Genomic DNA, 20,802 nt, shown 5'->3' with positions numbered 1-20,802 from the left:
CGATAAACATAGGGTTTAGCGCACCCAGCTATCAGTCAGCTCTTCAGCCGATAACCGGTTTTGAAGATAAAGCCCACGGCCAGGATGCACAGCAACAAAAAGCCAAGAATCATCACCAGGCTCAGGCCGACGTTAACGTCGGATACACCGTAGAAGCTCCAGCGAAACGCGCTGATCAGGTACACCACTGGGTTGAACAGGGTCACCGTCTGCCAGGCGGGCGGCAGCATGCTGATCGAGTAGAACGCGCCACCGAGGAAGGTTAATGGCGTGACAATCAGCGCCGGCACGATCTGTAGTTTTTCCCAGCCGTCCGCCCACACGCCGATGATGAAGCCGAACAGGCTGAAGGTCAGCGCAGTGAGCACCAGAAACGCCAACATCCAGAACGGGTGGAGAATCTCGAAGTCGACGAATAAACGTGCAGTCAGCAGAATTACCAGGCCGAGAATAATCGACTTGGTAGCCGCCGCGCCGACATAGCCAACCAGGATTTCCAGGTAAGACACCGGTGCCGACAGCAGCTCGTAAATACTCCCCGAATACTTGGGCATGTAGATGCCGAAGGAGGCGTTGGAAATGCTCTCGGTGAGCAGCGCCAACATGATCAATCCCGGCACGATAAACGCGCCGTAACTGACGCCCTGCACCTGGGTCATGCTCGAACCGATGGCCGAACCAAACACCACGAAATACAACGAGGTGCTGATCACTGGAGTGGCGATGCTCTGCAGCAGAGTGCGCCAGGTGCGCGCCAGTTCGAACAGGTAGATGGCGCGGATTGCATAAAAATTCATCGACGCGATTCCTGCACAAGATTAACGAAAATATCTTCCAGCGAGCTTTGACTGGACTGCAGATCTTTAAAGTCGATGCCGTGCTGCGCCAGGTCCTTAAGCAGCTCGGCAATGCCGGTGTGCTCACTCTGTGCATCAAAGGTAAACACCAGGGCATGGCCGTCATCTGCCAGCTCCAACGCGTAGCGCGTAAGCTCGGCGGGGATGCTCGCCAGCGGTTGTTGCAGTTGCAGGGTCAGCTGTTTTTTGCCGAGCTTGTGCATCAGCGCCTGCTTGTCTTCCACCAGGATGATCTGGCCTTTGCTGATCACCCCGATGCGGTCGGCCATTTCTTCGGCCTCTTCGATGTAGTGGGTGGTGAGGATGATGGTCACCCCGCGCTCACGCAGGCCGCGCACCATGTTCCACATATCACGACGCAGCTCCACATCAACGCCGGCCGTGGGCTCGTCGAGAAACAGGATCTGCGGCTCGTGGCTCAACGCCTTGGCGATCATGACCCGGCGCTTCATACCGCCTGACAACTCGAAAATCTTGGCGTCGCGCTTGTCCCACAGCGACAGATCCTTGAGCAGCTGTTCCAGATAAGCCGGATTGGGCTTCTTGCCGAACAGGCCACGGCTAAATTTCACCGTCGCCCAGACGGTTTCGAACACGTCACTGACCAGTTCCTGCGGCACCAGGCCGATCTGGCCACGGGCGGCGCGGTAATCCTTGATGATGTCCTTACCGCCCACCAGCACGCGTCCGCCGCCTGGATTAACGATGCCGCAGATGATGCTGATCAGGGTGGTTTTACCGGCGCCATTGGGGCCGAGCAGCGCAAAGATCTCGCCCTGACGAATATCCAGGTCGATGTTCTGTAGCGCCGGATGGCCGCTGGCGTAGGTCTTGCTCAGTTGTTGGATCGAGATCACCGCTTGCACAGGACCGCCCTCTCAGGGGAAAAGCGCAATTGTAGGGACATTACTGCCGCTTGCGGAACCGCTGATGCACGCCGCATGGACGGATTGGCCCAGTGAATTGCCGTCACTGGCGTTGAGCTGCAACGGATGCGGCTGCTAGGCTGAGCGAGTTCTACACAGACAAGGAATAGACCATGGCTCTTCGTCACTCACTCGCCAGCTTCAGCTTGCTTGCCCTGCTGGCCGGTTGCAGCTCGCAGCCCGCAACGCCGCCCGTTGCCGAAATCAGCGGTGATTGCAATGTCGAGCAGGTGCAAGGCGTTCTCGGCCAGCACGCCAGCGCCGAACGCATCAGGCAGGTGCAGCAGCAAGCCAGTGCCAAGACCCTGCGCGTACTCGCCCCCGGCGACGCGGCCACCATGGATTACAACCCGCAACGCCTGAATATCGATATCGATGAAAGCGAAGTGATCATCCGCCTGAGTTGCGGGTAAACCATCGCTGAAACGCAACGCGTCGTGCCAGGTTCTTAGTAACGGTAGCTACCGGCGGCAATGGCTGCGTGCAGCTCGTGAGTCAGCAATACATAGCGATCGCCGCCAGGTAGCCAGGCGTACAGCGGATCGCTGCCGCGTTCAAGGTCGTAGCCTTGCTCCTTCAACGGCGCTTTTTTGTGCTTGAAGGTCCCGGTGGTTTCCATGTGTGCGCTTAGCCGCAAAAACAGCGGCACGGCGTAGGCCGGTAACTCCTGGCGCAGATGGGCAAGCAGGGCCTGAAAGTCAAAGCTCTCCGGCGCACCAGCCAGGCGAATGCAGGCCATGCCGGCGCGACCGTTGGTATTGGCCACCTCGACGCCATAGACCACGGTTTCGCTGATCCCGGCAACGCCATCGAGCACCGCCTCGACCTGGGTGGTGGAAACGTTCTCGCCCTTCCAGCGGAAGGTGTCGCCCAGCCGGTCAACGAACTGTGCATGGCGAAAGCCCATGTCGCGCATCAAGTCGCCAGTGTTAAACCAGGCATCACCCGGCTCGAACACGTCACGCAAAATGCAGCGCTCGGTATCGTGGGTATTGGTGTAACCGTGGAAGGGGGATTTGTCGGTAATCTTGCCCAGCAGCAAACCCGCCTCGCCCTTGGCCACCCTCTGCAGATGGCCGTTTTCGCGCAGCGGCGCTTCACTCGCCTGGTCGTAGCGAACGATGGCGTAGGGATAGGGCGAAAAGCCCACGGTATTGTCCAGATTGAGCAGGTTGGTAAAACCAATATTGCCCTCGCTGGAGGCATACAACTCGACCACCCGCTCGATCGCAAAACGTTGCTTGAACGTTTGCCAGATGCTCGGGCGCAGGCCATTGCCGACCATCACGCGAATGGGGTTATCGGCATCGCTGGCGCGCGCTGGCTGGTCGAGCAAGTAGCGGCACAACTCACCGACATAGCCGAAGGCGGTCGCCCGATGCTGCTGTACTTCATCCCAGAAACGGCTGGCGCTGAACTTGCGCACCATAATCAGCGCCGCCTGACCGGCCAAAACCGAGCCCCAGCACACCACCATGGCGGTGGCGTGGTAGAACGGCAGGCTGACGTACATGCGGTCCTCGCGGCCCAGGCGCACGGCCGCAAAACCGAACGCGCCGTAACCCTTCATAAAGCGCCCGTGATTGAACACCACGGCCTTGGGCAGCCCGGTGGTGCCCGAGGTGTAGATGTAGAAACAGGGGTCATCGGCGCGTACTGCGCGCTCCAGCAACGGCACGTCGACGGGATAATCGTGCAGCATCGCGGCCGGGTGCTGACAGCCGGCCGGCGCCTCACCAGGATCGCGCCACGTCGGGCGATCGGCGAAGTAGTGGCAGGCATCGGCAGGCAGCGCCACCTCGTCGGCGACTTCGCGGAAGGCGTCCATCAGCTCCTCACCCACCAGCACCATGCGCGGTGTCGCGAGGCCAATACTATGGGCCAGCACACGGCCGCGCTGGCTGCTGTTGATCAGCGCGCTGACCGCGCCGAGTTTGGCGCAGGCGACGACGCTGGCGAGCAGTTCAAAACGGTTCTCGAACATCAGCGCCACGCTGTCGCCCTGACGTAGACCTTGAGCGCGCAAGTAGTGCGCCAGCTGGTTAGCCCAGCGGTCGAATTGCGCATAGGTCAATTGCTCATCGCCCTGGATCAGCGCCACGCCATTCGGATTTTCACGTGCCGCCGTTTCAACACAACTGGCCAAGCTGACCGGGTAAGCACCCCGGCTGCGGTTGCCGATATGCAGCCCTTTTACAATGCTTGGCAGATCGATGAGCAAACGGGGTAAGCGAGACAGCAGGCGGGGCAAGGTGATCAGATCAGCATGACTCATGGCGCAGACTCCAGGCGGTACGAAGTACTCGATGTTGTTTGCCGTTCAATCTAGTCAGTCAATGCCGCGCTGTTAATAGCCAAGGGTTGCATCACTGTGGCAATTTGTCTCACCGGGGGCGCACAATCAGCCCTCCTTGGTTGGAAAACGGACTGCCCATGCCACGGCTACACACGCCCAGCGCGACCGCCTCACAACTGCTCGATTTATACCTCTCGTTACAGGGTTTCGCCCTGGTCGGCCCAGACGACCTGCAGGAACTGGGTATCGAACTGGAGCAATTGAAGAACCTGGAAATGCGCGTACCGGTGCACTGGGCTTTGCACCTCTGGCAGCGTGCGCTCAGCCGGGGCGCGCGCCCGGAGATTGGCCTACTGGTCGGCCAGCAGCGCGGCCTCCACACCCGCGGGCCGGTCGCTCACCTGGCAGCACACAGCGCTACGCTGGGTGAGGCCATCGAGCTGTTTCGCCGCTTTATCCCGGTGATGAGTGAGGGCGAGAACCTGCGTGTCGAATCCATGGGTGACCGCGTGCGCATTCATTTCCTGTTTAACGCGCCACTGCTGGGCCACGCCATAGCCAGTGAGCACAGCCTCAGTTCCGCGCTGTGCTGGGCCCGCCAGCTCACACACGTGCGGCTGCTGCCGCAGGCAGTCGGATTTCGCCACGCGCCAATGGCAACACCTGCGATCTATCGGCAGGTGTTCGGAGTACAGCCCCGCTTCGCCGAGCGGTTTGATTACCTGGACCTGCTGGAGGCTGATCTGCAGCTACCGGTGCAGGGCGCCAATGCTTATCTCAAAGCGCTGATGCAGCAACGCGTCAGTGCCATGCAAGCGCAATTACCGGCGCAGCACAGTACCCGCCTGCAGGTGCTGCAATTGATCGAACAAAGCCTGCTCAGTGGCGAGCTGTCAGCCTTGAGCGTGGCGCGGCGCCTGGGCATCAGTCGACAAACCTTGCATCGCCACCTGCGTGAGGAGGACTGCTGCTTCTCCGAACTGCTGTCGCAGGTGCGGCGCGAGCATGCAGTGCAACGCTTGCAACAGCCGAGTTGCCGGGTCGAGGCACTCAGCCGCGAGCTGGGCTTCAGCGAGCCGAGTGCCTTTTACAAAGCGTTCAAGGGCTGGTTTGGCCTGTCGCCCAAGCTCTACCAGCAGCACGGCGGCGTTCTCGGCGCTGAGATGCAACACATAAGGGTTGATCCCCCTCTGGACGATGCGCATAACCGGCACGCTCCTTAAAGCACGGTTAACTAAGCCTGGCAGACCGGGTATTCTGCCCCTCCCCCTTGGCAGCTCAGTCGGCCCATGCGCATTCACGTCACCTTTATCGACCGCGTTGGTATCACCCAGGAAGTGCTGGCCCTGTTGGGTGGGCGCAACCTCAACCTGGATGCGGTGGAGATGGTGCCGCCCAACGTCTATATCGACGCGCCGACCCTAAGCCCTGAAGTGCTCGACGAGTTGCGCGAAGCCCTGTTCAAGGTGCGTGGCGTGCAGGCGGTGACCATTGTTGACATCCTCCCCGGCCAGCGCCGCCACCTGCAGCTCGACGCACTGCTCGCGGCCATGACCGATCCGGTGTTGGCCGTCGACAGCCAGGGCCGTGTGCTGCTGGCCAACCCGGCGCTGATCGAATTGTGCGGCCAACAACCCGAAGGGCTGGGCATTGGCGAACTGTTCGCCGACCCACAATTACAGACTGAAATGCTCACGCAAGGCTTTCGCCTGCCGATGCGCGAGGTCACCCTCAAGGGCCAGGCGTTGCTGCTGGATGCGCAACCCATCACCGAAGGCGTCGACGACAGCGCACGGCACCTGGCCGGTGGCCTACTCAGCCTGTATGCGCCAAGCCGCATCGGCGAACGCCTGGCGGCCCTGCACCATGATCACGCCGAGGGCTTTGACTCGCTGCTGGGCGACTCCGCGCCGATCCGCAGCCTGAAAACCCGCGCCCAGCGTGTCGCCACCCTCGATGCACCGCTGCTGATCCAGGGCGAAACCGGTACCGGCAAGGAGCTGGTAGCGCGTGGCTGCCACGCCATGAGCACCCGTTCTAGCGCCCCCTTTCTTGCACTGAATTGCGCGGCATTGCCGGAGAACCTCGCCGAAAGCGAACTGTTCGGTTACGCCCCTGGTGCCTTCACTGGCGCCCAGCGCGGCGGCAAACCAGGGCTGTTGGAGCTGGCCAATCAGGGCACGGTATTTCTCGATGAAATAGGGGAAATGTCGCCTTACCTGCAAGCCAAGCTGCTGCGCTTTCTCAGCGACGGCACGTTCCGCCGAGTCGGTGGCGAGCGTGAGGTAAAGGTTAATGTGCGCATCCTCAGCGCCACCCACCGCGATCTGGAGAAGATGGTCAACGAGGGGGCGTTTCGCGAAGACCTGTTCTATCGCCTCAACGTCCTCAACCTGGAAGTACCGCCATTGCGCGAGCGCGGTCAGGACATCTTGTTATTGGCGCGGCACTTTATGCAGCAGGCCTGCGCGCAGATCCAGCGCCTGCCGTGCAGGCTAACGCCAGACACCTACCCCGCGCTGCTGAGCAACCGTTGGCCCGGGAATGTGCGCCAATTGCAGAACGTGATTTTCCGCGCGGCGGCTATTTGCGAGAGCAACCTGGTGCAGATGGATGACCTGGACATCGCCAGCACCGCCGTCGGCGCGCAGCAAAGCGAGGGCGGCGTGAACAGCCTGGAAGCCGCCGTGGCCGAGTTTGAAAAAGCCTTGTTGGTAAAACTCTACCCCAGCCATCCCTCGACCCGCTTGCTGGCGACACGCTTGCACACCTCACACAGCGCCATCGCCACGCGCCTGCGCAAGTACGGGATACCAAGCAAAGACTGATAGCGGTTTATCGGTGAAGTTTGCGTGAGTCCGGTGGCCGCTGACTGGCCAACGACTGCCATTGCATTGAGTACTAGCCAGCACTTAGTTGAACGGCAGAAATCGGCCACTGGCGGTCATCGAGCGTCTACAAAATCAGGAACGACTCAAACAACAGCAGCGACAGTCGAAACTAAACCGTCGCTAACCGAATCGCAGCAGGCCGAACTAAGTAATACTTTGATGAGGCTCAGCAGTTCGCTTATAAGGCCCTGAAAGCAACTTTGGTCTCTGCATAGTTGATCAATGACCGACGACTAAACTGTTGTTCCCACTTGTTTGTGTCAGTGGACTTTTGCGATCTAGATAACCGCTCCAGGTCGTCAGCGCGTAGGCCACCAGCACCACCAGCGCACCAATCCAGGCTGTGTGGATCAGCCCCAGATTCTCCACGATCAGCCCGCCACCCCAAGCACCACCTGCAATGCCGAGATTGAATGCGGCGATGTTCAGGCCCGACGCTACGTCGACGGCGTGGGGGGTGTGATGCTCTGCCTGGCGCACCACATACACCTGCAGCCCCGGAACATTCCCGAAGGCCACCGCGCCCCAGAGCAGCACGGTAAGCAGTGCCAACCACGGATTGTGTGCCGTGAAGGTGAGCATAAACAGCACGGCAGCGAGCAGCAAAAAGATGATTTTCAGCGCGCTGATCGGCCCGCGTTTATCGGCAAGTTTGCCGCCCCAAATATTGCCGAACGCCACGGACACGCCATACACCAGCAACACTAGGCTGACGCTCGCAGCGCTGAAGCCGGCGATCTCTTGCAGGATCGGCGCGAGAAAAGTGAACGCGGTGAATGAGCCGCCGTAACCGATGGCGGTCATCGCATACACCAGCAGCAGGCGTGGTTGCTTGAGTACTTGCAGTTGCTGCAGTACGGAGGCTGGTTTGTTGTGCTGAATGTTCTTCGGTACGTACAGCAGGCTGCCGATAAAGGCGATCACGCCCAGCGCGGATACCGCGAGGAATGTTTCGCGCCAGCCGAAGTGCTGGCCGATAAAAGTGCCGAGTGGCACACCGGTTACCAGCGCCACGGTCAGGCCGGTGAACATGATGGCAATCGCGCTGGCGGCTTTCTCCTTAGGAACCAGGCTGGTGGCGATGATCGAGCCGATGGAGAAGAACACACCATGGGCCAAACCAGTGATGACCCGCGCGATTATCAAAGATTCATAACTTGGTGCTTGCCAGGCCAGCAGATTTCCTGCGGTGAACAACACCATCAGGCCTAGCAGCAAGGCCTTACGCGGCACCTTGCCGGTCATTGCGGTAAGCAGTGGCGCGCCGATGGCTACGCCGAGGGCATACAGGCTGATTAACAGACCCGCAGAGGGCAAGCTGACACCGAGATCGGCGGCGATGGTAGGAAGCAGGCCAACGATAACAAACTCGGTGGTACCAATGGCAAAAGCGCTCAGGGTTAGCGCCAGTAGAGCGATGGGCATTGTATTACTCCGGTGAAGATTCTTTTTAAAGCTATGTAGCGAGGCTTTGAACAGAACCTGTTAACTGTGTGGCGTGCAGTTTCACCGGATCATTCGTGCAGAAAAATAGTGTTTAAAGCACAAGATATTTGACTATAGTGCACGAATGAAGACGACACTTGATGAAATGCTGGCCTTCGTCCACGTGGTGGACAGCGGCTCGATCAGCGCTGCGGCCGAACAACTGACTCAGACGCCTTCCGGCGTTAGCCGGGCGCTCAGTCGTTTGGAAGAAAAGCTGGATGTCACCCTGTTACGCCGCACAACACGTCGCCTAGAACTGACCGAGGAGGGTCAGGCCTTTCTCGTTCAGGCGCGTAGAATTGTCGATGCGGTGGAAGACGCCGAAGAGCAGATGAAAGTCCGCCGGCAGAAACCTGCAGGCCGCCTAAGGGTCAACGCTGCCGCGCCATTCATGCTGCATGCGGTGGTGCCTCTGGTATCGGGCTTTCGTGCTCAATACCCGCAGATCCAGCTGGAATTACACAGTAGCGAGCAGATCATCGACCTGCTTGAGCAGCGTACCGATATCGCCATTCGCATCGGTACGCTGCGTGATTCAACCCTGCATGCGCGGCCATTGTGCACCAGTCGTCTTCGCATCCTCGCTAGCCCGGCGTACCTCAAGGCTCGAGGTACGCCGCAAAGCGTCGAGGAACTGAGCGGCCATAGTCTGCTCGGCTTTACTCAACCCGACAGCCTCAACCAATGGCCACTGCGCCACGCTCTTGGGGATTCGCTAAGCATCAACCCGAGTGTCAGCGCTTCTAGTGGGGAGACCCTGCGGCAACTCGCCTTGGCCGGCGGTGGGATTGTCTGCCTCGCCGACTTCATGACTGATGCAGACAGAGCCCGTGGTGATCTGGTGCAATTACTGCTGCGCGATACAGTCGAGGTGCGCCAACCGATACATGCGGTTTATTACCGCAACACCGCGCTGGCTTCACGCATCACCTGCTTTCTCGACTATCTGAGCATGCACATAGCCGAGCAGGTATAACCTAGCTGATCAGTACTCGGCACCAGCCAGGCACAGAAAAAGGACTCGATTTATTTTCAACGGACTGAATTGTGTGACTCACTGAGCAGGCTCAACAGTTAGTTTGTCAGTCGCATCTAGAGTGGTGAAGCCGGGAATAGCTCCATGCTCCTAGCCACTTCTGAGTGGCTGCTATTGGCCGATCTCTGCCGATCATGAAAGGCGAGAGTCGGCCAGTAGCGGTCATCGAGCGTCTACATAATCAGAGGTCAGTCAGTATTAAGTTTTTCCACAAACACCAAGAACCAGACTTCGAAGCCACCGATGAGCCGGATCAGCACTGAATCGGGGATGCCAAAGCAAAGCAACGGTGAAGGCTTGCGTGTGAACCGGAAGCGGAAAGCTATACATCCCCTCGCGCAAACTCGCGGTATGACGCTCGGGTACACTGGCGATCAAATCGGATCCCCGGGCCAGCCCCAGCGCGGTTGAAAAGCCAGCGACGATCGTGGCTATCTTCCGCTCCAATCCAAGTGACTGCAGCGCGTCATCTATGGGGCCTTTTTCTACACCCTCTCGCGACACTGAAATATGCATGCCCGCTGCATACTGTTCCCGCGTGATTGCGTCGCGGCTCAGTGGGTGCCCGGCTCGTACAACGCCGACGTAATTATCCCTGAACAAAGACTGGCCCTTAAGCTCGGGGGCAGAGGTCAGATCTATAACACCTGTTTCAAGGTCGACGACTCCATCGCGTAACGGCTTACTGTCTTTGTCCGGCTTCTGCATAAAAAACAACCGAACTCCAGGGGCCTGCTCCGCAACACGTGCGATAAGAGCCGGGCCAAAGCTCTCAGCAAAACCCTCGCTGGTTCTGATCGCGAAAGTCCGGTCGAGCTTTTTCAGGTCAAGAAGCTCGACTGGGGACAAAACCTCCTGCGCATCTCGAACAAGCTGACTGACGCGATCACGAAGCTCGATCGCCCTAGGAGTAGGCACAAGCCCCCTTCCCGCCCTGACTAAAAGCGGATCTCCCGTGGTTTCTCTGAGCCGCGCAAGTGCCCGGCTCATCGCCGAGGGACTGAGCCGCAGGCGTTTAGCTGCACGCGTGACACTTCCTTCGGCGAGCACTGCGTCGAGGGTAATGAGCAGATTAAGGTCCGGATTCGACATGGCCTGATGTTAGCCCAACTTGTCTGTCACATGGCGTCAGACGCAACAATAAACTGCAAACAGTGCGTCTTCCGCCATGTATCTACCCTACATACAGTTCTCTCCATCGGCACATTCGTACCGAAATGAATGAGGAGATGATGTATGAATTCGTTGAGCAGATTTGTTGAGCATGTCCAATCAATCTGGGGGCCGCTCAGCTCTGAGGTAGTCGCAGGCTGCCAGCAACAGCTGGATGAGCTCCTGAAGGCGCCTGCCACCGAGCCATGGTTGGCAGATCTACGCCAGCGTGCATTGGCTCAACAAGAAATGTACCGAGACTCGGTAAACGGCTTTGTGTTGCTGGCACACACTGAGCCTGAGGGGCTCTATCGGCCGCCTCATGATCACGGCAGAAGCTGGGTCATTTACGCGGTGCAGCACGGTGAAATAGAAATGACCACCTATGCCAAGGTTCAGGCCCCAGATGGCCAGGTGAAACTGGTAAAGCGCAGTGTCACAAGGGTTTGCGCCGGTCAAACGCAGGTCTACCTGCCGGGTGATATTCACGATACGCGCTGCATCTCCGGGCCTGCTGTGCTCTTTCGCTTTACCGAGCGCGATTTGAAGAAGGAGGACAAAGAGGCCCGCAAGCTGACACGCTATATAGAGCAGGAGGGTGATTGGGTCCCGGCGAGCCAATGCGCTCCCCAGTGGTTGGAGTCATGAAGCTTGGCCCAGCGCCCAAAGTCGGCCGTCTCAGCATACGACCGGAACAAGCAGCCTCATCGGTGCAGCCTGTTAACGCGCTGCCAGTCCGCGCAAAACCAAGAAGCTTGACTGCCATCGGCTCGGTGCTCGTAGCCATGGTGCTGGTGGTGCTCAATACGGCGATAGCCAACATGGCCTTGCCAACGATCGCCCAATCGCTGCAAGTGCCCCCCGCCCTGTCCATCTGGATCATCACGGCCAACCAGGCGGCGCTCCTGATGGCTCTGCTGCCCTGCGCAGCGCTAGGTGAAAGCCTTGGCTACCGCCGAGTATTTCGCTGGGGAGTGGCGCTCTTTCTGGTCGCCACCCTGATGTGCGCGCTGGCGCCGACGTTGCCTTGGCTCATTGCCGCGCGGTTGCTGCAGGGGCTTGGAGGCGCGGCAGTCATGGCACTCGCCATTGCACTGCTGCGCCAAGTGGTATCGAGCCAACAACTAGGTGCCGCTATCGGCTGGAATGCACTTGCGATTGCCCTGTCATCAGCCGCAGGCCCCGCAATGGGGGCAGCAATTCTCAGCGTGGCAGATTGGCGATGGTTATTTGCTGTGCTGCTGCCCTTGGGGCTCTGGGTGTTGCTAGCGACCCGTGCGCTGCCCGCTGTGGACGGCAGCGCGCGCAAAGCTGATCTGTTGAGCATTGCATTGAATGCCGGGACCTTTGCATCGCTGGTCATAGCCGCTGGAGTCATCATTGAGCACACAGCACTCGCTGCAGCGTTACTGGTCATCTCCACTACCCAACTGATGCTGTTGATTACGCGAGAAAGGCAGAAGGAAGCGCCACTGATTCCGCTTGACCTGCTCAGGGTCCACTCATTCCGTATTTCAGTTATTGCCTCGGTGCTCTGCTTTGCTGGGCAGACCGCAGGCTTGGTCGCGCTGCCCTTCTACCTGCAGCACAGCCTTGGGCAAGAGGTGCTGATGACAGGTCTCTACATGATCCCCTGGCCTTTAACCGTCGCGCTAATAGCTCCGCTAGCTAGTCGTTTTTCAAACCGATTCTCGACTGCCTGGTTTTGTTCGATAGGAGGCATGTGCCTTGCGACAGGATTAGCCGGAGTTGCGCTTTGGCCTCTGCAGGAAAACCTCATGATGTTTGTGCCACTAACCATGCTCTGCGGTCTCGGTTTTGGCCTTTTTAACGTGGCCAATAACCGCAACATGTTCCTCGCAGCGCCGCTGAGCCGAAGTGGTGTGGCTGGAGGAATGCAGGGTACCGCGCGCTTACTCGGGCAAACTGCTGGCGCAGTTCTCATGACGTTGCTCTTTAACTTGTTCCCCGCCGACTCTGCACCTCAGCTTGCTCTTGGTGCAGGAGCTTTATTGAACGTGTTCGCAGCCCTGATAAGCACACTGCAAGGCAGAAAGGCGGTGTGTCGACACGCCTGAACGAGCAACGCCCTTAGCTACCGAAAGACCTCGCACGATCACTTTTTTGACTGCTTCGATTTTAAATCTTCGGGTAACGCGGGTTGCTCATGGCACATCTTTATAGGTCGAAATATGAGGCTTGGAGGTGTCTACGAAACCAGGAGCGATTCATTCTTAAATTTCCGCAAGATCAAATACAACGCGGCCCTGACGAATAAGTGGACACGATAATGGCAAAACCGTAGCGTCCTGAAAAACCCTACTCACGCACATCCTGAGGCAACAATGACAATTATTCAGCGATCATTTTTGTGGATTGCCGTTGCACTTCTGGCAGGCTGTGTTTCTACAGAACCCTCGCGACCTCAGCCCTACCCCATTCCCGATCCTTCGGTGTTCGCCTCATTGAGCTGCGAGGAACTCGCCTACAAACGCGATGGCTACCAGCAATTGCTGCAAAACGTCGCAGTGGATCATCCTACTGATTCACATCTCCATATACCGGGGTTACAGGCAAACTTTCAGGGTTTAAGTAATGCTCTCGCGCTGCGCAATTGTCCCGCATCTGGACAAACCAGTGCCGCGCCTCCCACCCCAGTGGGTGACGACAGTCATTGCTTCGCCTATTACACAAATAGAAATCTGATGGAGCCCGCGAACACTACTACGGGTGTCGTCAGCAAACCCTGGCAAGCTGGCGCCATCGCTGGCGCGCCAGCGCGGGTTGCGCTCACCGAGTTCCAGGCATTTTTGATGTCCCGCGTAAACAGCGAACAACTTGGTCCGCTTTCCTGCAGTACATTAGCGCAGAGCCAGAGCTGCACCGTCAGCAAAGCTGACACTGGCTCATTCACTCATGGGACTCGGTTGGCGAGCGTTATTTGTAGCACGTCAAGGGAAGCTGTTGAAAAAGGCTTGGCCTCCCTGCGTGCCACTAACCCATTGCTGCACGTGATTGACTGGTTGCCTGCCGAGCGAGCCGCTCAAGTGCCGGTGATGCCAACGGCTCCAGTAACCAGCGTGACGACTGCGCCTCCGGTCGAGCAGTCAGTGACCTCTGTAGGTGCTATGTATTGCACCGCGGTCATCTCCACTCAGCATACTTACGGCGCTACTGTCAGCCCGGTCAAATTGATCGTCGGGGCAGCAAACGACATACGACCTTCGCTCACACACTACATCGCGAAAGTAAAACAGGAGCAGCCGGGCGTTTGGGGAGAATTCAAACTCAATCCCGTCATTTGCGCACCGGGTGCAACAGTTTGTATGGGCGAGGCCAAAGGGCCGACTGGCAAAACCCAGAACGCCTTCTCGTTTTGCCATGCGACACAAGCGAAGGCGGATGCTGAATTACATCAGATGCGTCAGGGTGACCCGAAAGCGGTTGTCGTTGAATGGCCTTGAGCATTGAAACCGTCATTTCTTTCTTCAGCGTCTGCTTTTGGCCAAATCTCGCCTGTCATGATCGGCAGAGATCGGCCAGAAGCGGACGGTCAGGCCCGCAGTGTGTCGCGATAGCCGGTCGCAGCGGCCTTGGCACTGGCTTTAGCGGACACCACGACGCACTTGGCTTCATCCGGAAATGCTTGCTAAGCCCATGTCACCGAGTGCGGCGAAGTTTGCGCATATAACGCCAGCTGGCCTTTATCGCTGACCCTGTACCAGTTCGACGATAACTCGTTCGAGCGGAGTTGTTCCTACCCATTCGACCGCGCGGGGATCGCTTTTGATGTCGATATGCGAGCAATTGAGGCCACGGGTCATTTCGGTGAATCCAGCAAGGGCGGCCTTTGAGAAATGGGCATCCGCCAGCGCTTCTGGCCACTCAGTTTCCGGCAGAACTGCAACGTCGACAGGCTTCTCGAGCGTGGCTGAAACAATGGCAGCGACATCGTTCGGGGCATAGTCTTTGGGCCCCGCGAGAGTGACGGCGCAGGTCCCTGTCCTTTTTTCTTGCAGCAAAGCAGCTGCAGCACTACCGACATCCACAGTCGCCACCATCGGGAGAAGACGCTGTGGTGGTGCCAGAAACGTCGGCAGAGTGCCGCTGCGCATGGCCTGTCCGACCATCGGCATCCAGTTTTCCATGAAATAGGCCGCGCGCAGGAAGATGGTGGACACACCGGCATCGGTCAAACGCTGCTCGAACATGCGGTTCATCCTGATCCACCCTGTTCCGCTTTCACGGTCGGCACCCACCGAGGAAAGGGCCACAAGTCTGGGCACGTCCGCCGCAATTGCGGCGCGCGCCGTGATCTCGGCAATCAGCTCTGCTCTCTCGAACAGGTCTTCACGGCTGTAGTGTTGCGGGCTGACGACATAGGCGCCTTGGACCTGACTGAGTGCCTGGGTCATTGCGGCCAGATCAGTCAGGTCGGCCACGGCAACTTCTGCGCCACGTTCCGCCCAGGCCTGGGCCTTGGCCGAGTCGCGCACCACGACGCGCACAGGCTGGCCGGAGCGCAAGAGAGCATCAGCGGTTGCGGCACCGGTACGACCGGACACGCCGAATACAGCATAAGGAAGGGGGGAATAAGCAGTCATACAACATCTCCTGTTTAGATGAACCAGGATGGTGGATGATTGCGCGACGTACATAAATGATATGGAAGTTATAGCCAACATGCGTCAAGTGGATTTATCTAGGGTCGACCTCAATCTGTTAAAGCTGTTCGAAGCACTCGTTCGGGAGCGAAGTGTTACGCAGGCGGGCCTCCGCCTGGGCTTGAGCCAACCGGCCGCCAGCCGCGCGCTGGGGCGACTGCGCACGATGCTGGGTGATCGCCTGGTGGTTCGCGGCAAGCTCGGGCTGGAACTGACGCCACGCGGCGAAATGCTGGCAGCTCCCGTGGCTAAACTGCTGGACGATGCCAGAGGCATCGTCTCGCCTGCCGTCTTCGACCCTGCCTCTGCAACGGGGCGAATCACGATCGCCGCGCACGACCATCTGAGCCTGACGGTCCTTGCTGGTTTAATCGCCCGCTTCGAGCGCCATGCGCCAGCGCTAAGTCTCCATATCGCGCAACCTGTTGGGGATAACGTGCGGCTGGTCGAGCAGGGGGACGTAGATCTAGCCCTGGGCATTTTCGAGACACTGCCCGGCAGTCTCCATCGGCGCCGCCTTTACGCTGATAGCCTGGTGTGCGTAGTGAGGTCCGATCACCCCTGTGTAACAGACGGACTCAGCCTGGAGCGTTATGTGACCTTGCGCCACATCACCGTGACCATTTCCGGAGTGGGAGGGAGCGCGGTCGAAGTCGCGCTCTCGACGCTGGGGCTCACTCGCCAAGTCGCGCTGCGAGTTCCCCACTTTGTTGCTGGTGCGATGTTGGTGGCGGACAGCGACATGATTCTCACGTTGCCCAGCCGTTTGGCGCGCCTGCTTGCGAAAAGGCTCCCACTTGCGCTCCTAGATCTGCCGCTAAAGGTTGCGCCCCTGTCACCAGCCATGATCTGGAATGAACGCTTTCACGGCGACCCCGCCCATGTTTGGGTCAGGCAACAGCTTGTCGACGTCGTCGCATCGTTCAATACGGCCGGATAAATGCCGCCGACCTCGATTTATAAAATGGCGATCCCCCCAGTTATTATTAGTCTCGGGTCCTAAATATTCTCAGCAGCTGTCTCAGGGTGTCCGCTTCTGGCCGCTTGCAGCCCGTCAAATCATCACGACCGCAGGTACCCATTCACTAAAAAATCAAAGGCCGGCAAATGCCGGCCTTTGTCTTAAACACTTGCGACAGTGGCATCAGCCTACTGAACGATATTCCGCCAAAGTGGCGTAATCAGAGGGCGAACTTCTGCAGGTTGGCCATCATCTCTTTCATCGCTTCGATGTTGTCCTTCGGATGGGCCGCGCCCTCGAAGTCGCAGATTTGCGCGAAGTTGGCCGCCACGTCTTCCGGGCTGTAGCCGACCCGTGGATCGAAACCGGCACCCAGGCTGCGCTCCCAACGCACTTTGCCCATCCAGCCGCCACCGACTTCAAACAGGCCGGAGGTTTCTTCGCAGGCGTTGCTGGCCAGGTACACCACCAGCGGGCTGACCAGCTCAGGCTTGAGCTGCTCGAACACCTGTGGCGGGATCAGCCCTTCGGTCATGCGCGTGCCGCCAGTCGGGGCGATGGCGTTGACCAGGATGTTGTTTTTGCGACCTTCGATGGCCAGGGTGCGGGTCAAGCCGTACAGGCCAAGCTTGGCCATGCCGTAGTTGGACTGGCCGAAGTTACCGTAGATACCTGAGGTGGACGCGGTGAAGATGATGCGGCCATAACCCTGCTCACGCATGTGCGGCCACGCGGCGCGAGTTACCTTGTAGGCGCCTTCGACGTGGACCTTGTAAACCAGATCCCAGTCGGCGTCGTCCATCTTATGGAAAGTTTTGTCGCGCAGGATGCCGGCGTTATTCACCACCACATCGATGCGGCCAAAGGTATCCAGTGCGCACTGCACGATCTTCTCGCCGTCGGTCACCGAATCGTGGTTGGCCACTGCGGTACCACCGGCAGCCCGGATTTCCTCAACCACTTTGTCTGCCGCCGACGCGTTAGCGCCTTCGCCGTGGGTGCTGCCGCCAAGGTCATTGACCACCACTTTGGCGCCGTGCTGGGCGAACAGCAGCGCATGGGCGCGGCCCAGGCCACCACCGGCCCCGGTGACGATTACAACCTGATCTTGAAAACGGATGGCGTCGCTCATGCAGCATTCCTCGGCAGATTAACAATGCACCGAGTGTCCAGCAGACGCACGCCAGTCACAATAGATACGAGCAGCGCTGAATGGTGCGCGATAAAGCAGCGGGATAGTCAGGCCAACTTGAGCAGTGTGAGATGGTTGTACAGGTGCAGCACATGGGCCTGAGCGTAATCAGCATGGTTTAACACGCCATAGGCGAAGTGCGGCTGCAACTCACCTTGGTAGGCTACAAAATCGCTGAAGGCCTGCTGCAAACGCTTGAGCGCCAAGGTTTGGCTAGACGGCTCGCTGAGCGTTGCAGCGCCCGGAATGGCTTCATCCAGCGGGTGACGCATGGCCCCGCGCGCGGCAAATACACTGAAGGCCAGCGGGCCGACGCTACTACGAAACCAGCCGGGCTTAAGCGCGGGATAACCGCTAATGGAGTACTCGATGCTCTGCGCGCAATGGTTAAACACCTGCGCCGGGCTCCAGCCTTTGAGGCTGGTTAACGGTTTATCGACCAGCCCTGCCAACACCTGTTGTGCGCCTTGCAGGCTCACGGCAGCCGGGGCTACCCCGCTGGGCAATGCCCAGAAACCCACGCCCAAGACCGCGACACCACCCAGAGCGGCTCCTTTTAAGACAGTACGTCGCTGCATGCGGCGGCCTCCAGCCGGTCACGAAAGTGTAAGTAATGCATCAGCACCTCTGCCGGGGCCTCAGTTTGCGGATAGTGGCCGATCTGCTCCAGCAGGACGGTGTCGGCGTTGGCAATCAGCTCGCGATAACGCACCACCATGTGTGCGCCGGAAATCGGGTCGGCCGCCCCATCTATTATCCGCATAGGCACTGTCGTGGCCTGCATTGCAGCCACCCAGCGGTCACGCTGCACGCGACGCTCGGGCATGTAACGAATCAACCGGTGCATCACTGCGGTGCCATCATTGGCGGCAATCAGGCTCCAGAAATCATCCAGCTCGCGAGCGCTGGGCTGGGTGTGCGGGCCGAACACCTTGGCAAAACTGGCAGCCAGCTTTTGCCGGCTAAACAACCGACTGATCAAGGGCCCCACGGGGCTGAGCAGCAGCTTTTGCACCAACACCGGGTGGTGGGTTTCCGGGAACAGGCCGCCATTGAGAAACACGCAACTGCCCAACTTAATACGACCGTCCTGGTCACGGGCAATCAACTCCTGGGCCACGCTGTCGCCATAATCATGAGCCAATACATGCAGCGGTCCCTGAATCGCCAGGTGTTCAAGCAGTGCTTGTTGCAGATCGGCCTGCTCCAGCAGGCTGTAGGCATGCCCGCGCGGCTTGGCCGAATCGCCAAAGCCGAGCATGTCGCAGGCGATCACTCGGTACTTCTGCGCCAGCGGCTGCCACAGGTAATGCCAATCCCAGCTGGCGGTGGGGAAGCCGTGAATCAGCAACAGCGGCTCAGCATCTGCCGCACCTGCCGTCCAGTAACGTATGGCATGGCCCTTGAAGGTAAAACTCTGCCCTTGCCCGCGCCAATCCTGCAGGGCAATGCCGAGGAGCGCAGTCACGCGTCGTAACCCGGCATCTGCTGGTCCAGCTTGCGCAGCAAGGCCGGCCAAGCCAACTGACCACCCATACCTTGCGGGCTTTTCATAACGCCAGCGACCATGGCCTTAGCACCCTCGAGAATTTGCTGAGGGATATGGATCAACTCGGCGCCACCGCTTTGCGCCATGACTTGAATTTCACAGGCGCGCTGCAGGGTGAACATCATCAGGAAGGTATCGGCGATGCTGCCGCCAGCAGTGAGCAGACCGTGATTGGGCAGAATCATAAAGTTCTTCTCGCCCAGGTCCGCTTGCAAGCGCGCTTTCTCGTCATGGTTCAGCGCCACGCCTTCGTAGCCGTGGTAAGCCAGGCTCGCGAGGACGAACAGCGACTGCTGCGACAACGGCAACAGCCCCTGCTTCTGCGCCGAAACGGCAATGCCGGCCGCCGTATGAATGTGCGCCACACACGCAACATCGTGGCGCACCTCATGCACGGCGCTGTGAATGGTGTAGCCCGCCGGGTTGATGTCGTAGGGGCTGTCCATCAGCTTGTTACCGGCCAGGTCAATCTTCACCAGGCTGGAGGCGGTGATTTCGTGAAACATCAGGCCGAAAGGGTTAATCAGGAATTCTTCAGCGCCCGGAATCTTCGCCGAGATGTGGGTGAAGATCAGATCATCCCAGCCATGCAGTGCGATCAACCGGTAACAGGCCGCCAGGTCGACGCGGGTCTGCCATTCGACGGCAGACACCTGAGTTTGGACATTGAAGGACGGCAGTGCATGGGCAACGGTCATGGCTTTTACCTCGGCAGTTCTTGTTATCAAGTGCCAAGCAGTCTAGCCAGGGCTGCGGTAAAGGTGAGTCGCTCTAGCGGCCAGCGTGGTGGCTTTACGGGTCAGTAAGCGTTTCAGAAACTTTCGGGGTGCAGCTGACGCAGCAACGGCCAGTCACGCTGGGCCTGAGGATCATCGGCGAGCAGGCAAAAGCCGGTGAAGTCAAAACCGGGGGCCACGGTGCAACCCACCAAGGTGAAGTCGCCCAGGCTGCGCGCACTTTGCCAGGCATGCGCCGGCACTGCGCGTTGCGGTAATTGCTGCGTGGCCACCGGGCCGAGGCGCTCGCTGCGAATCGCCGTGGGGTGTTCGGCAATCAATAGTTGCAGCGGCGCGCCTTCGTAGAAGTGCCAGAGTTCGTCGGCATCCACACGGTGCCAACGGCTGACCAGCCCAGCCGGCAACAAAAAGACAATCGCCGTACTGCACAACCGGCCCTGCGCCGTTTGCTGGCGCGACTCGAACAGCCGACGGTAATAGCCACCCTCAGGGTGCGCCTGCAGTTGCAGCGACTCGATCAGCTCCAGCGCGCGCGGATGCATCAGCCGTGCAGCACCGTAATAAATTCGGCCAGCCAAGGCTCGGCGTCGGTTTCCGGGGTTACGCTTTCGCTGCTATCCAGGCGCAGCATCGGCTGCACTTCGCGAATGCCCAGCTCGGCATATAACTCGCGCACTAGCTCGCCGCCACCGCAGAAGGTATCGCCATAACTGGAGTCGCCCAGGGCGATCACCCCACCCGATAGCCCGCTCCAAGCGGGCAAGTGGTCACGAATGGCGAAATACAGCGGCTGCAGGTTATCGGGCAATTCGCCCATGCCGGTGGTCGAGGTCACCGCAAGAAACGCCTCAGGGGCAAAGGTTTGGATATCGGCCAGATTGGCCCTGGGGTTGTGCCAGGCCTGATGGCCAGCGGCGTTCAACAGGCGCTCGGCGTGGCGGGCAACTTCCTCGGCAGTGCCATACACCGAGCCGGAAAGGATGGCGATTTTCATGCAAAACTCCGAAACATACAGAACCAAGTCGATAAGCCCGGCATTATGCCGCAAGTAGA

The 20,802-nt window shown here is 59.1% G+C and carries 20 protein-coding genes; 8 read left to right on the top strand and 12 right to left on the bottom strand.

All coding sequences use genetic code 11. The features are described 5' to 3' along the window. Positions 1–35: 35 nt before the first annotated feature. Both D8779_RS17585 and D8779_RS17580 read right to left on the bottom strand, forming a co-directional pair. The gene (locus D8779_RS17585) at positions 36–797 is read right to left on the bottom strand and encodes an ABC transporter permease (RefSeq protein ID WP_136665772.1); all 762 of its coding nucleotides are present in this window, start codon (positions 795–797) and stop codon (positions 36–38) included. Then, positions 794–1,723, bottom strand: coding sequence for an ABC transporter ATP-binding protein (locus D8779_RS17580; RefSeq protein ID WP_136665771.1), 930 nt, complete (start codon positions 1,721–1,723; stop codon positions 794–796). The genes D8779_RS17585 and D8779_RS17580 overlap by 4 nt, the downstream gene beginning before the upstream one ends. Positions 1,724–1,896: 173 nt before the next feature. Here D8779_RS17580 and D8779_RS17575 point away from each other — a divergent pair, with 173 nt between their 5' ends. Further along, positions 1,897–2,196, top strand: a complete 300-nt coding sequence (locus D8779_RS17575) for an I78 family peptidase inhibitor (RefSeq protein ID WP_136665770.1) — start codon at positions 1,897–1,899, stop codon at positions 2,194–2,196. Positions 2,197–2,231: 35 nt separating this feature from the next. Here the strand turns inward: D8779_RS17575 and D8779_RS17570 are convergent, their stop codons facing one another. Further along, entirely contained in the window at positions 2,232–4,058 is a 1,827-nt protein-coding gene (locus tag D8779_RS17570) for a long-chain-acyl-CoA synthetase (protein WP_136665769.1), read from the bottom strand. A gap of 158 nt (positions 4,059–4,216) precedes the next feature. Between D8779_RS17570 and D8779_RS17565 the strand changes: the two genes are divergently transcribed. Both D8779_RS17565 and D8779_RS17560 read left to right on the top strand, forming a co-directional pair. Beyond that, the gene (locus D8779_RS17565) at positions 4,217–5,302 is read left to right on the top strand and encodes an AraC family transcriptional regulator (protein WP_136665768.1); all 1,086 of its coding nucleotides are present in this window, start codon (positions 4,217–4,219) and stop codon (positions 5,300–5,302) included. A 66-nt stretch (positions 5,303–5,368) separates the two neighbouring features. Further along, positions 5,369–6,907 carry a sigma-54-dependent transcriptional regulator gene (locus D8779_RS17560; RefSeq protein WP_136665767.1) on the top strand — a complete coding sequence of 513 codons (1,539 nt, stop codon included), beginning with the start codon at positions 5,369–5,371 and terminating at the stop codon, positions 6,905–6,907. 282 nt (positions 6,908–7,189) lie between these two features. On the opposite strand, the gene D8779_RS17555 is transcribed toward D8779_RS17560, so the two are convergent. Then, positions 7,190–8,395, bottom strand: coding sequence for an MFS transporter (locus D8779_RS17555; RefSeq protein WP_136665766.1), 1,206 nt, complete (start codon positions 8,393–8,395; stop codon positions 7,190–7,192). Between the two features lie 145 nt (positions 8,396–8,540). On the opposite strand from D8779_RS17555, the gene D8779_RS17550 reads away from it, so the two are divergent. After that, positions 8,541–9,434 (top strand): LysR family transcriptional regulator, encoded by an 894-nt coding sequence (locus D8779_RS17550; protein WP_136665765.1) that lies wholly within the window; start codon positions 8,541–8,543, stop codon positions 9,432–9,434. 258 nt (positions 9,435–9,692) lie between these two features. Here the strand turns inward: D8779_RS17550 and D8779_RS17545 are convergent, their stop codons facing one another. Then, complete coding sequence (locus D8779_RS17545; protein ID WP_136665764.1) at positions 9,693–10,586, bottom strand: LysR family transcriptional regulator; 894 nt, start codon at positions 10,584–10,586, stop codon at positions 9,693–9,695. Between the two features lie 144 nt (positions 10,587–10,730). Here D8779_RS17545 and D8779_RS17540 point away from each other — a divergent pair, with 144 nt between their 5' ends. From D8779_RS17540 to D8779_RS17530, 3 genes are all read left to right on the top strand, one after another. After that, positions 10,731–11,294 carry a cupin domain-containing protein gene (locus D8779_RS17540; RefSeq protein ID WP_136665763.1) on the top strand — a complete coding sequence of 188 codons (564 nt, stop codon included), beginning with the start codon at positions 10,731–10,733 and terminating at the stop codon, positions 11,292–11,294. 137 nt (positions 11,295–11,431) lie between these two features. Then, positions 11,432–12,724 carry an MFS transporter gene (locus D8779_RS17535; RefSeq protein WP_205895840.1) on the top strand — a complete coding sequence of 431 codons (1,293 nt, stop codon included), beginning with the start codon at positions 11,432–11,434 and terminating at the stop codon, positions 12,722–12,724. Positions 12,725–12,991: 267 nt separating this feature from the next. Further along, positions 12,992–14,110: a hypothetical protein gene (locus D8779_RS17530; RefSeq protein WP_136665761.1), complete on the top strand. Its 1,119-nt coding sequence runs from the start codon at positions 12,992–12,994 to the stop codon at positions 14,108–14,110. A gap of 240 nt (positions 14,111–14,350) precedes the next feature. Here D8779_RS17530 and D8779_RS17525 read toward each other — a convergent pair whose 3' ends face one another. Continuing rightward, on the bottom strand, positions 14,351–15,250 hold the full coding sequence (locus tag D8779_RS17525; protein WP_136665760.1) for an NmrA family NAD(P)-binding protein: 900 nt from the start codon (positions 15,248–15,250) through the stop codon (positions 14,351–14,353). A gap of 79 nt (positions 15,251–15,329) precedes the next feature. Here D8779_RS17525 and D8779_RS17520 point away from each other — a divergent pair, with 79 nt between their 5' ends. Next, positions 15,330–16,250, top strand: coding sequence for a LysR family transcriptional regulator (locus tag D8779_RS17520; RefSeq protein WP_205895839.1), 921 nt, complete (start codon positions 15,330–15,332; stop codon positions 16,248–16,250). Between the two features lie 241 nt (positions 16,251–16,491). Here D8779_RS17520 and D8779_RS17515 read toward each other — a convergent pair whose 3' ends face one another. The 6 genes from D8779_RS17515 to D8779_RS17490 form a co-directional block, all read right to left on the bottom strand. Next, the gene (locus D8779_RS17515) at positions 16,492–17,403 is read right to left on the bottom strand and encodes an SDR family oxidoreductase (protein ID WP_136665758.1); all 912 of its coding nucleotides are present in this window, start codon (positions 17,401–17,403) and stop codon (positions 16,492–16,494) included. Positions 17,404–17,510: 107 nt separating this feature from the next. Further along, complete coding sequence (locus D8779_RS17510) at positions 17,511–18,041, bottom strand: DUF1569 domain-containing protein (RefSeq protein WP_136665757.1); 531 nt, start codon at positions 18,039–18,041, stop codon at positions 17,511–17,513. Further along, positions 18,020–18,931, bottom strand: a complete 912-nt coding sequence (locus D8779_RS17505; RefSeq protein ID WP_136665756.1) for an alpha/beta fold hydrolase — start codon at positions 18,929–18,931, stop codon at positions 18,020–18,022. The genes D8779_RS17510 and D8779_RS17505 overlap by 22 nt, the downstream gene beginning before the upstream one ends. Further along, positions 18,928–19,710 (bottom strand): class II aldolase/adducin family protein, encoded by a 783-nt coding sequence (locus D8779_RS17500; protein WP_136665755.1) that lies wholly within the window; start codon positions 19,708–19,710, stop codon positions 18,928–18,930. Before D8779_RS17500 ends, D8779_RS17505 begins: the two co-directional genes overlap by 4 nt. A gap of 113 nt (positions 19,711–19,823) precedes the next feature. Next, positions 19,824–20,291, bottom strand: a complete 468-nt coding sequence (locus tag D8779_RS17495) for a cupin domain-containing protein (protein WP_136665754.1) — start codon at positions 20,289–20,291, stop codon at positions 19,824–19,826. Next, entirely contained in the window at positions 20,291–20,743 is a 453-nt protein-coding gene (locus D8779_RS17490; RefSeq protein WP_136665753.1) for a flavodoxin, read from the bottom strand. The genes D8779_RS17495 and D8779_RS17490 overlap by 1 nt, the downstream gene beginning before the upstream one ends. Positions 20,744–20,802: the final 59 nt, after the last annotated feature.

Source organism: Pseudomonas leptonychotis (genome assembly GCF_004920405.1).
Lineage (GTDB): Bacteria > Pseudomonadota > Gammaproteobacteria > Pseudomonadales > Pseudomonadaceae > Aquipseudomonas > Aquipseudomonas leptonychotis.
This window is presented reverse-complemented; position numbering and strand designations above follow the sequence as displayed.